The organism is Pseudoalteromonas sp. SWYJZ19 (assembly GCF_015864375.1).
Lineage (GTDB): Bacteria > Pseudomonadota > Gammaproteobacteria > Enterobacterales > Alteromonadaceae > Pseudoalteromonas > Pseudoalteromonas arctica.
Map to the genome: position 1 here is coordinate 26280 of NZ_JADYXI010000015.1, position 12441 is coordinate 38720.

The following is a 12441-nucleotide window of genomic DNA, read 5'->3' on the forward strand; positions in this document are numbered from 1 at the left end:
AAGTTGGTGCATAAATTATTCTTAATTAATTGTAAAAGCTATGTGACTTGAGTAATTTTTTCTGATAAAACAAGGTTTCGCAGTACAGCAAATTAGCTCTGCTGCACACATAATAGGAATGAGGAGTTACTATGTGTTCAATTTTTGGGGTATTAGATATTAAATCTGATCCCACTCAATTGCGTACCCAAGCAATTGAAATGTCAAAGCTGCTTAGACACCGTGGCCCGGATTGGTCTGGTGTATATGCATCTGAAAAAGCTATTTTAGTACATGAGCGTTTAGCTATTGTTGGTGTATCAAGCGGTGCACAACCTTTATACAACCCAGAAAAAACAAATATTTTAGCGGTTAATGGCGAGATTTATAATCATAAAGAACTTGCAGCAGAGCTAGACGTTGATTTTACTTTTCAAACTCAATCAGACTGTGAAGTTATTTTAGCGCTGTATAAACAAAAAGGGCCTGACTTTTTAGATGACCTAAATGGCATTTTTGCATTTTGTTTATACGACGAAGAAAATGATGCCTACTTAATTGGCCGTGACCATATTGGTATTATCCCGCTTTACACCGGTCACGACGAGCACGGTAACTTTTACGTTGCTTCTGAGCTAAAAGCACTTTCTCCAATTTGTAAGCACATTGAAGAATTTCCTCCAGGGCATTACCTGTACAGCAAAGATGGCAAAATGACGCCTTATTACAAACGTGATTGGGAAACATTTGATGCAGTTAAAGATAACAGCGCAGAAGCGCAAGACGTTAAAGACGCATTAGAAGCGGCCGTTAAACGCCAACTAATGTGTGATGTACCTTATGGTGTATTACTTTCTGGTGGCTTAGACTCATCGGTTATCTCTGCTATTACCCAGCGCTTTGCTGCAAAACGTATTGAAGATAACGACGAAAGCGACGCATGGTGGCCTAAGCTGCATTCTTTTTCAGTAGGCCTTGAAGGCTCGCCAGATTTAGCTGCTGCACAAAAAGTAGCTGACATGATTGGTACTATTCACCACCCTATCATTTTTACCATTCAAGAAGGCATTGATGCACTTCGTGAAGTGATTTACCACATTGAAACGTACGATGTAACAACAATTCGTGCCTCTACACCTATGTACTTAATGGCTCGCCAAATTAAGGCAATGGGCATTAAAATGGTGTTATCTGGCGAAGGTGCTGATGAGCTATTTGGTGGTTACTTATACTTCCATAAAGCGCCAAACGCACAAGAGTTTCATGAAGAGTTAAACCGTAAAGTATCAAAACTGCATATGTTTGACTGTTTACGTGCTAATAAATCAATGGCGGCATGGGGCGTAGAAGCACGCGTACCGTTCCTTGATAAAGAATTTGTTGATGTTGCTATGCGTATCAACCCTGAAGCTAAAATGTGTAAAGATGGCAAAATTGAAAAACATATTTTACGTGAAGGCTTTGAAGGCTACTTGCCTGATGAAGTTTTATGGCGCCAAAAAGAGCAATTTTCAGATGGTGTTGGCTACAGCTGGATTGATACATTAAAAGAGTTTGTAAATGAGCAAGTAAGCGATCAAGAGCTTGCGAATGCAAAATTTAAATACCCTATTAATACACCAGATTCAAAAGAAGCATACTACTATCGTGCAATTTTTGAAGAACACTTTCCAGGTGATGCATCAGCTAAATGTGTACCGCATGGTAAATCGGTAGCGTGCTCGACTCCTGAAGCACTTGCATGGGACGCATCGTTCCAAAACAATGCTGATCCATCAGGTCGTGCTGCAGGCGTTCATAACGACGCATATGCAAGCAAAGGTTAACAATTTTCGTATATCGCAGCGTAGGCCTTTATGGCTTACGCTGCGCTTTATAAAGTACACTTACACCCAATCTGTTTTTTTTAGCTCTGCAAATAACTTAAAAGGCTCAAACGCTTTAATTGTTATTTATGAAAATGGGTTAACATCAAAAACAATGCAATATATTGCATCACAATCAATTCACCCTGCTACCGTATTTTTAAATCAAAATGAAATAACTAAACGCCATTGTAAAATTCGTTGGTTTAATCAAATAAGTGAAATTAAACGCTGCGGGCATGGCACTTTAGCAGCCGCTAATTTTTTGATAAAGCATTTTGGTTATTGCCCTAAAGCGTTTATCTCAATGAGTCATGAGCGTTTTACTATAAAAGAAAAAAAACAACGCGCTCAGCTATTACTAAAAAGCATAGAGCCACAAAAAAGCAAATTAGCTAAAGATGAGTTACAAAACGTGTTTTCATTAGCAATAAAAGCAGCCTACAGTACAGGTGATAAAAACGGTTATACGGTTGTATTATTTAATAAGGAATTTAGTGAAGAATTTGATAAAGAATTTAATAAAAACCCCGATGAAAAGCAGGATTTAAAAAGCTTACGCGTTGATTTTAAAGCTTTGAGTAAAGCCCATAAAAATGCAGTTATTGCGCTTAATATACAAAATATAAATGAAAAAACTGCCATAGTGCAGTTTAGATACTTTGCCCCTCAGTTTGGTGTTAATGAAGACAGTGCTACCGGCTCTGCTGTATCGGTTATTGCCCCACTGCTATTTAGACTGCTCGGTTTAAATAAAGCCAAGCTAATCCAACAATCGAATAATGGCGCACTGCTAAACTATGAATTTAACAATGCTAAAGTTTTGATTTACTAAATCATATGGTAAGTAACTGTTTAAAGAGGCCTTAATAAGCACAAAGCAAAATAGTTACTATCGTCTTGCCACGTTTGCTCTAACTTTAAATTAGCCTGCGCTGCAAGCTGCTTAAACGACTCAAGCGTGTACTTATGAGAGTTTTCTGTATGAATGCTTTCACCTTCTATAAAGTCTATTTGCTGATCGTTTATAATCACACTCTGAGTACAATTACTTACTAAATGCATTTCAATACGACTATGTTGCTCGTTAAAGCGTGACTCATGGCTAAAGTTATCTAAGTTAAATGTGCCATTTAGCTCGTTATTAATACGTTCCAGTAAATTTTTATTAAACGCGGCGGTGACTCCCGCTTTATCGTTGTAGGCATCAAGTAGTACTTGGCGCTCTTTGACTAAATCAATTCCAATTAACACATACCCGTTTACACCGCATAATCGATGGAAATTATTCATAATCTCAATCGCTTTTACAGGAGCAAAATTACCAAGAGTTGACCCCGGAAAATACACTAAGTTAGTTTGACTCTCTAAAGCGGTATCTTTGGTTAGCTGTTTGACCATTTGGCTATGTGTAAAGTCTCCTAATAATGGCGAAATTGCCAAATCTGGAAATAACGGTGACAAATGTGCAAGTGAATAACTGAGCATCTCCTCAGATATTTCAAACGGTACAAAGGTTTTAACGTTTGCCATATGCGCTAATAAATAGGCTACCTTTTTACCCGAGCCACAGCCGGGCTCTATAATAGAGAGGTTTTCAGGTAGCATTTGAGCAATCGACTTTGAGTGTTGCGCTAATATAGAAAGCTCAGTACGTGTAACATAATACTCTTGTAAGGTTGTTATTTGCTCAAATAATGCAGCACCTTTATCATCATAAAAATATTTACACGGAAGCGTTTTTTGTTGTTGAGTTAATCCGCTTATCACATCATTTAAAAATTCAGTGTCGGTTATATTGCTTTGCTTAATCGCTGTTATTTGGCTCATACTATATCCTTAGCTAGTCTAATTCCGCTGCACATCCACGCTTGGTGCGGGTAATAAAAATTACGGTATGTTTGTCGTAAATGGTTTTGAGGGGTAAACACACACCCGCCGCGTAATACCATTTGGTTATTCATAAACTTACCATTGTATTCCCCTGCTACGCCTTCAATAGGTTTAAAACCGGGGTATGGTAAATATGCACTGTTCGTCCATTGCCAGCATGAATCAGTCAACTGACTTATTTTAGTATCACCTTTTGCTAGTTGAGGTGTGAGATAACGTTCTTCTGCTTCAACCAAATAATCGTTCTTAGCCGCATATTCCCATTCGAACTCGGTAGGCAAACGCGCTTTTACAAAATTAGCATAGGCACTGGCCTCAAAATAACTAACATGGCAGATGGGTGCATTTAAATTAAGAGGCTGCAACCCATAGTGTGTAAACTCAAACCATTCGTTATTTATGCAATGCCAATATAATGGCTTTGTTAATTTGTTATTTTGAATGTTTGCCCAACCGTCGCTCAGCCAATACTGTGGGTCGCTATACCCACCGGTATTTATAAACTCTAAATATTCACCATTAGTGACTAACCTGTTAGCAAAGCTAAATGGATGAATTAATACTTGGTGCTTAGGTAGCTCGTTATCATATGCAAATTCGTCGTCGGCATTTGTGCCTATATTAATAATGGCTTGCTCAAAGTTTATAAAATTAAGAGGCTTAATATGAATTGGTTTATTTTGATTAGTTAAAAGTGATGTTTGGTATTGTGGAAATAATGGGTTTACTGAAAAGTTATATTTTATATCCATAAGCATCAGCTCTTGATGCTGTTGCTCGTGGTTTAATCCAAGATCAATAATATCTTTAATTTGTGGACTAACTTCGCTCTCAAGCAATTCAATAATACAGCTATTTATATGCTCTCTATAAGCTAACACTTCATCTAAACCAGGTCTGGATAAACTACCTCGGTTGGCGCGCTTAAATTGCTCTCCAATACCATTGTAGTAAGAATTAAAAAGCATTTTATAGTGAGGATTAAACACTGTGTACTGTTTACAATGAACGCTAAGTAAAAACGTTTCAAAAAACCAGGTGGTGTGCGCTAAATGCCATTTGCTTGGACTGGCATCTGCCATAGCTTGTAGTTGGCAATCTTCTACAGTGAGAGGTTCAATAATAGCCAGACTTTCGCCTCTAACGCTGCAAAAACGTTTAATAAGTTCGGTTTGATTGGTATTGTTTAAAGCGCATTCACGCATAATAGTATTAATCCTTTTCCTATCTATTTATAAAATATAGCCCAGTATTTTTTTAAATCATATTCATATTACAACTTGATTAAAAATGCTTATCGGATTATAAATTTATGATAGTCCCAATCTTAAGCATTGAATATATGTTGTTAAAAGTGATCTTTTTTTACTTAACTAAGTAGATTAATACTTTTAATAGCAAACTAAATTTTAACGTTCACTGAATTTATAATTTTAGGGCTTTTAAACTAAAGAATCATGAATTTGGCCATATAAACAGCGTTTTAAATACAAATTCATTTACATTTAATATTTAACTCATACACTACTAGCTGTATGATCACTCTTCAAATTAGTTAGTCTTCAAATAATTACGGTATTACTTTTCACTTAATATTTAAAGGCTAATGTAATTCGATATGACGCCGAATTTATTTTGGCTTGTTAGGACAACTAAAGAGGTATTGCATGAAGGAAAATCATGACAAATATAGTATTGACAGTACAGACTACACTGTAGGTCAGGACAACGTACAAAAGTGGGGTTTTGATATACATAACCCTGTTTTTGGAACTAGTGCGGGTCTGATTGTCATCTTTTTAATCGCCATACTTGTTACCGACCCACAAACTGCAAAAACAGCGCTTGATAGTATCAAGACAGATATTATTAATAATTTTGACGCCCTATTTATGTGGGCTGCTAATTTTTTCGTTGTTTTTTGTTTAGCGCTTATTGTTTCACCTTACGGTAACATTCGTTTAGGTGGTGATGATGCTAAACCGACTCATTCACGTATTTCATGGCTAGCTATGTTATTTGCTGCAGGTATGGGTATCGGCCTTATGTTTTGGGGCGTTGCTGAACCAGTTGCTTACTTTACTGGTTGGTACGAAACACCACTTAATGTGGCAGCTAATACCCCAGAGGCAGCAAAATTAGCAATGGGCGCAACTATGTTCCATTGGGGTCTTCACCCATGGGCTATCTACGCTGTAGTTGGTTTATCTCTTGCGTTTTTTACCTATAACAAAGGCTTACCGCTTTCTATTCGTTCTATTTTTTACCCTATATTAGGCGATAGAGCTTGGGGCTGGCCTGGTCATATCATTGATATCTTAGCTGTACTTGCTACTTTATTCGGCCTGGCAACATCGTTAGGTTTAGGTGCTCAACAAGCCTCAGCAGGTATTAACCATGTGTTCGGTACAGAAGGTGGCATTGGATCTCAAATTTTAGTTATTGCGGGTGTAACACTTTTAGCTATTGTGTCTGTAGTTCGTGGTATTGACGGTGGTGTTAAACTTCTTAGTAATGTAAACATGTTAATCGCATTCTCATTACTATTATTTGTTTGTTTAGTTGGCTTTGCCGTAGCAATGGGTAACGTACCAACGACCGTTATGGGTTATATTGAAAACATTATCCCATTGAGTAATCCGCATGGTCGTGAAGACGAAACATGGATGCATGGCTGGACTGTATTCTACTGGGCTTGGTGGATTTCCTGGTCACCATTTGTAGGTATGTTTATCGCACGTGTATCACGTGGTCGTACAATTCGTGAATTCTTAATTGCGGTATTACTAATCCCTACGCTAGTTACTGTTTTATGGATGTCGATTTACGGCGGTATTGCTATTGATCAAGTAGTTAATGGTGTTGGTGCGCTAGGTACTAATGGTTTAACTGAAGTACCTTTAGCTATGTTCCAGATGCTTGATGAATTACCTCTATCTAATATCTTATCGTTTATTGCGATTATATTAGTATTAGTATTTTTTATTACGTCATCTGATTCTGGTTCATTGGTAATTGATTCAATTACTGCTGGCGGTAAAATTGATGCTCCGGTTCCACAACGTATATTTTGGGCAACGGTAGAGGGCGCAATTGCTGCAGCCTTACTTTGGATTGGTGGTACACAAGCAATTGAAGCATTACAAGCAGGTGCTGTTTCTACAGGCTTGCCATTTACTATTGTATTGTTGTTTATGTGTTTAAGCTTAGTTTTAGGTTTACGAACTGAGCCTCGCCCAGTTAAGTAATAATTTTAGTAAGTTATACTTACAATTAGCAACAAAAGCGCCGCAATTTTTGCGGCGCTTTTTTGTTTAATACCAATATTCTTATATAGGGTCTATTTAACGTTAAGAAAATTACGCTAGAACTAGGCAAAGATTTTAGTATCTAGTTGATATTATACCCACAGCTCTGAGATTGGAGTATCTACACGATAATGATGACTCAGCTGCGCTTGTAATAGTTCAGCGGTAGCAAGAGCATCTGTTAATGCATTATGGTTTTGATACGCGGGCAAAGAATAACGCGCACGGCAATCTGTTAATCTGAGTGAGCCAAGTTTTGTATTAAATACTCGACCTAATAAACCCTGCCTTGCTTTTAGTGCTCTTCTTTCTATTTCCATTGTATCAACAAGCGCAAACTCAATACCTTCTTTAAGCCTTAGCAATAACGCATTATTTAAAAAGTGACGTTCTATTGCGGCGTAATGTACCACTACAATTTTACCGCTAAGCGCTTCAAGTAAAGGTTCAATGATTCGATTAAAATCAGGGGCATCGTCTACCTCAGAATGCGTTATTCCATGGATTAAAATAGACTCTTCATGAAGATTTCGTCTAGGTTGTACAACCCAGTGACGACTGTGCTTGCAATAGATACGTTCTAAACTAAATGGCACTAATCCAACACTCACTATATCGTCGTTTTGACTATTTAAGCCTGTGGTTTCAAAGTCCATTGCTACAAAAGGCACATCTTTCACAGCAGCTTTGCTTTGATTATAAGCCCCAGCATAAAAATGTTTTAACAATTTATTTTCAGTGCTGTTGGCAAGCTCGTTATACCTAGCTTGCCAGTCAACTGATTTATGATTACGCGGATTCATAGACTACTTCACACCCGTATTTGCTGTGTAGCTAAATTTTAAATAGCTTTGTGCTTTTTCTAAAATAGCGAATGCCTCCTTTAAATTTCGCTGTTCAAACGGAGACAATAAATGTGGGTCTAAGTCATTATCTGGCTCTTCGCCCTTCTCTATTTGCCACGCTTGATGACGAATTCGCATCATGGCTATGTACTCAAGTGCATCACGTAAATCTTGCGCTTTACCCTGTGGTAATAGCTTAGCTTCAATAATATCTTCTAAACGCTCAAACGAATTTTGTTTACGCGAACCAATGGCTAACGCATGCACGCGTATAACATCAGAAAGCGGTGCTGTACCTCTTCGCTTTAAGTTCATTGAACGTTTATGCTGGCCATTATGCTCCATAACAAAGCCTTTAAAAAAGCCAAGCGGTGGTGTTCTATTTCTAGCATTTGCTGCCATATTAGCTAAAAACACCCGATTAACTTTACTTTGTTTGGCTATAAATATTTTAAGCTCATTAGCCCACTTAGTTTTACCCCACACCCCGTCTAAATCAAAAAATATAGAACTATTAAGCAGTGCTTGTGGTTTTGGCTGGGCTATCCAATCAGCAAATTGATCAAACCATTCGGAGCGGGTTTTACGCCACTTTTTAAACGACGCCATTATTTCGCCATCACAATAGGTGTAACCACATTGCGCTAGGCCATCACAGACAAAGTCTGAGATATTTTGAAAATATTCATTATGTTTTTCGTCGTCGTAACTGTCATCTAAAATTAATGCGTTATCTTGATCAGTTACAATAAGTTGCTCGTCGCGAGCCATTGAGCCCAGTGCAATAAAGCAATAAGGAACGGGAGGTGGGCCAAATTTTTCTTCAGCTAATACAAGTAATCTTTGCTTAAATGTACGCCCGATAACGGCCATGGCAGTACCAATCATGTGTGAATTTGCATCTTCATTAACCATGCGTACAAATACATTGGGTAATTGGCGTGCATAATGCGCTAAATCCTCAATTGTTTGTTGAGCAAGTATGCCGCGCACAAGTAATAAGCTGCTTTGCGATTCATAACGTAAAATATCAGAGAGTGATATAACCCCTATAGGACGTCTTTTTTGTACTACTGGTAAATGATGTAAGTTGTCTCTAAGCATGGCCAGTACGGCTTCGAAAATATAGTCATTAGCATCTAAAAGCACTAAGTTAGTCGACATAATATCTTTTGCTTGAGTACTAAAAGCAAGCCCTTTAGCCACTACTTTTGAGCGTAAATCCCTATCGGTTATTATGCCAACGACTTGTCCATCATCTTCTTCAGGATCGTCGTTTATAGGTTTATTTACATCGGTTACCAAAACCGACGATACCGCTTCTTCAGTCATCAATTTTGCAATATCTTGTATTGTAGACGTTGCATCTACGGTGACTACATCTCTGTGAATTAATGATTTTACTTTAGCTGTTGTAAGGTCGTTGCCATCAGCTTGTTCAACAATAGCTTGATGTAAACGCACGTTACCATCTGTTTCAAAGTAATCAGCAAATGCATCAAACTCATCACAGTAGCGATTAAATAGTTCAACATTTATGCAGTAAACTAACGTATCTTCAAGAGCAGTTGCAGGAAAACGCACCTTACGGTTCATCAATAAACCCATTTGACCAAATATTCCTGCGATAGCCAAACGATTGTATAGCTCACCATTTCGGCGATACATTTCTACAGAACCACTTCTAATCACATACAAATCAGATATGTCTTGTCCAAAACTTAAAATGTCTGTTTTTGCTCTAAAATAAGCAACTTCTACTTGTTGAGCTAGCTCATTAAGCGCTTTTTGAGGTAAGTCATCAAAAGGAGGATGTTGTGCTAAAAATTGTGCGATTTCAACTTGTTCGGCTTGCATAAATCCCTTCCTGTATGCGCATTAAAATGACTAAATATGTTTGCAGATTAACACTATCATCGGAGTGTGAAAACAATTACTGCACAATTTTGGGCACAAAAAAAGAGCCTAAATAGACTCTTTAAATGTAATACTTATTGTAACAATTTATTTACCGCGCTGAGCGTCTTTTTGCGCTTTTTTAGCTTCTTTACGTTGCTGTAAAACGGCTTGCGCTTCATTGCCAATATGACCTTCACCACGCGCTTGTGCTAGTTCTATTTGCTTTTGGCGCTCCGCAAAACGCGCGCGTTGCTCGTCTGTTACTTCCTCAATACAATGATGACAAGATACACCTTCCATGTATTCAGGCTTTAACTTTTCTTCTTCTGTAATTGGCATACGGCACGCGTGGCATTGATCATAAGAACCTTTTTGTAAGTCGTGATCAACTGCAACGCGATTATCAAATACAAAACATTCGCCTTCCCACATGGTTTCTTCTTTTGGCACTTCTTCAAGGTATTTTAAAATACCGCCTTCAAGATGATAAACTTCATCAAAACCTTGCTCTTTCATGTAGGCTGTCGATTTTTCACAGCGGATACCGCCGGTACAAAACATTGCTACTTTTTTATGCTTCTCAGGGTCTAAGTTTTCTTTTGCCCACTGTGGAAATTCACGGAATGTCGTTGTATTTGGATCGACTGCATTTTGAAAAGTACCAATCTCAATTTCGTAGTCATTACGTGTATCAATTAAAATAACCTCCGGATCAGAAATAAGCGCATTCCAATCTTTTGGTTTTACATAACTACCCACAACTTTTAGAGGGTCAATGCCCTCAACGCCCATCGTCACAATTTCTTTTTTGAGCTTTACTTTAGTGCGATAAAACGGGCATTCATCATCGTAAGATTCTTTTGTTACGATGTTTTTTAAATTTGGTTGCGTATCAAGCCATGCTAGTAAATTGTCTATCCCTTCACGTTTTGCAGAAACAGTGCCGTTTATTCCTTCAGCCGCAAGTAATAACGTACCGCGTACTTCATTCGTTTCCATCACTTCAAGCAATGGCTTACGGATATCTTCAAATTCAGGTAAACCAACAAACTTATACATCGCACACACTACAAAGTGCTCATTTGTTACATTATCTTTATGGACAGCCGTCATTTTATTTCCTATTTTGCTTTTTTAGCCAGTATTGGCGTTTACCGAATCGTAAATCCGGCGCATATGGGGCGCGTATTTTACGCTTTTTTAATTTAATTGCAAAAAATAGCGCTATAGATTGGTTTTTACTGTTAGCGACCTATCTGTGTAAGCTATAATGCGCTGATAAATTTATAGACTTAATTTGCTCATTTTGGAGAAACACACATTGCAGTTTACTGATCTTGGGATTGATACACGCCTTGAAACACAATTAGCACATCAAGGGATCACCCAGCCCACCGACATTCAAGCTCATGCGGTGCCTACAGCACTTGCGGGGTATGATATTTTCGCTCAGTCTAAAACTGGGTCGGGCAAAACCTTGGCGTTTTTATTACCTGCTGTACAAAGGGTTATGAAACAAAAAGCACTCAGTAAACGCGATCCTCGTGTACTTATTGTTGCTCCTACGCGTGAGCTTGCTACGCAAGTATTTACTCAACTGCGTTTATTAATTGCAGGCACAGCAATTAAGGCCGTAAAAATACTTGGCGGCGAAAACTTTAATGACCAAATAAAAGCACTTAGAAACGACCCACAATTCGTAGTTGCTACACCTGGGCGTTTAGCCGATCACATTACAAAACGCTCACTACAATTGAGTGGGCTAGAACTGCTTATTTTTGATGAAGCCGATCGTATATTAGATTTAGGCTTTACCGAGCAGTTAAAAATGATTAACGAGCAAGCTAATCACCGTTTACGTCAAACGTTATTGTTTTCTGCAACACTTGACCATGCTCAAGTAGATGCTCTATCACGTAACCTATTAAAAAAACCAAAGCAAATTACGCTAAGTGCAGCGAACGAGCAACATAGCGATATTAAACAAACGTTATATCTTGCCGATCACCTTGATCATAAAGAAGCGCTTTTAGAGCATTTCTTGAATCAAGATGATGTTGGCCAGTGCATTATCTTTACAGCAACACGTTCTGACACGAGTCGTTTGAGTGAGGCGCTTAATGCTAAAGGCTTTAAGTCTGTAGCACTTGCAGGTGACTTAACGCAAAGTAAACGTTTAGATATTATGGATTCGTTTAGTCGCGAAAACTTTAAAATATTGATAACAACCGATGTTGCGTCACGTGGTTTAGATTTACTAAGCGTAACGCATGTTATTAACTTTGATTTACCAAAACACGCAGAAGAGTATGTACACCGCATAGGTCGTACTGGACGTGCTGGTTTTAAAGGTAACGCAATTTCATTAGTTGGGCCTAAAGATTGGGCAAGTTATTTAGCTATTAAAGCATTTTTAAATGACGAGTTAAAATTTGCGAGCGTAGAGGGTTTAAAAGCTAAGTTTAAAGGTTTAAAAGAGAAAAAGCCTGAGACAACGTGGGATAAATCTAAAGAAAAAGCAGCTGCTGTTAAAAAGCCTGTATTTAAACGCAAAGCTAAACCTAAAAAGCCAACAGCACCAATTAAAGCACCAATGAACATTGATGGCGATACACCAATGCGCCGTAAAAAAAAGACTGAGCAGGAATAATT

At 38.1% G+C, this 12441-nt stretch carries 9 protein-coding genes; 4 read left to right on the forward strand and 5 right to left on the reverse strand.

Features of this window, described 5'->3' with window-relative positions:
- The first annotated feature begins 131 nt into the window (after nt 1-131).
- The gene (asnB, locus tag I6F45_RS14815) at nt 132-1805 is read left to right on the forward strand and encodes an asparagine synthase B (protein WP_024598933.1); all 1674 of its coding nucleotides are present in this window, start codon (nt 132-134) and stop codon (nt 1803-1805) included.
- Entirely contained in the window at nt 1789-2679 is an 891-nt protein-coding gene (locus I6F45_RS14820; RefSeq protein ID WP_197160940.1) for a PhzF family phenazine biosynthesis protein, read from the forward strand. Before asnB ends, I6F45_RS14820 begins: the two co-directional genes overlap by 17 nt.
- A gap of 20 nt (nt 2680-2699) precedes the next feature.
- On the opposite strand, the gene egtD is transcribed toward I6F45_RS14820, so the two are convergent.
- Together egtD and egtB are read right to left on the reverse strand one after the other, a co-directional pair.
- A complete protein-coding gene (egtD, locus tag I6F45_RS14825) occupies nt 2700-3674 on the reverse strand; it encodes an L-histidine N(alpha)-methyltransferase (RefSeq protein WP_197160942.1) in 975 nt (324 codons plus the stop codon).
- Nucleotides 3671-4942 (reverse strand): ergothioneine biosynthesis protein EgtB, encoded by a 1272-nt coding sequence (egtB, locus tag I6F45_RS14830; RefSeq protein WP_197160944.1) that lies wholly within the window; start codon nt 4940-4942, stop codon nt 3671-3673. The genes egtD and egtB overlap by 4 nt, the downstream gene beginning before the upstream one ends.
- Before the next feature lie 462 nt (nt 4943-5404).
- On the opposite strand from egtB, the gene I6F45_RS14835 reads away from it, so the two are divergent.
- Nucleotides 5405-6985 (forward strand): BCCT family transporter, encoded by a 1581-nt coding sequence (locus I6F45_RS14835; RefSeq protein ID WP_197160946.1) that lies wholly within the window; start codon nt 5405-5407, stop codon nt 6983-6985.
- Nucleotides 6986-7137: 152 nt separating this feature from the next.
- Here I6F45_RS14835 and I6F45_RS14840 read toward each other — a convergent pair whose 3' ends face one another.
- The 3 genes from I6F45_RS14840 to trhO form a co-directional block, all read right to left on the reverse strand.
- Nucleotides 7138-7848, reverse strand: coding sequence for a 3'-5' exonuclease (locus tag I6F45_RS14840; protein ID WP_197160948.1), 711 nt, complete (start codon nt 7846-7848; stop codon nt 7138-7140).
- A 3-nt stretch (nt 7849-7851) separates the two neighbouring features.
- Nucleotides 7852-9747, reverse strand: coding sequence for a DUF294 nucleotidyltransferase-like domain-containing protein (locus tag I6F45_RS14845; protein ID WP_197160950.1), 1896 nt, complete (start codon nt 9745-9747; stop codon nt 7852-7854).
- A 147-nt stretch (nt 9748-9894) separates the two neighbouring features.
- Nucleotides 9895-10902: an oxygen-dependent tRNA uridine(34) hydroxylase TrhO gene (gene trhO, locus I6F45_RS14850; protein WP_197160952.1), complete on the reverse strand. Its 1008-nt coding sequence runs from the start codon at nt 10900-10902 to the stop codon at nt 9895-9897.
- 208 nt (nt 10903-11110) lie between these two features.
- Here trhO and I6F45_RS14855 point away from each other — a divergent pair, with 208 nt between their 5' ends.
- Nucleotides 11111-12439 (forward strand): DEAD/DEAH box helicase, encoded by a 1329-nt coding sequence (locus tag I6F45_RS14855; RefSeq protein WP_197160954.1) that lies wholly within the window; start codon nt 11111-11113, stop codon nt 12437-12439.
- Nucleotides 12440-12441 lie beyond the last annotated feature (2 nt).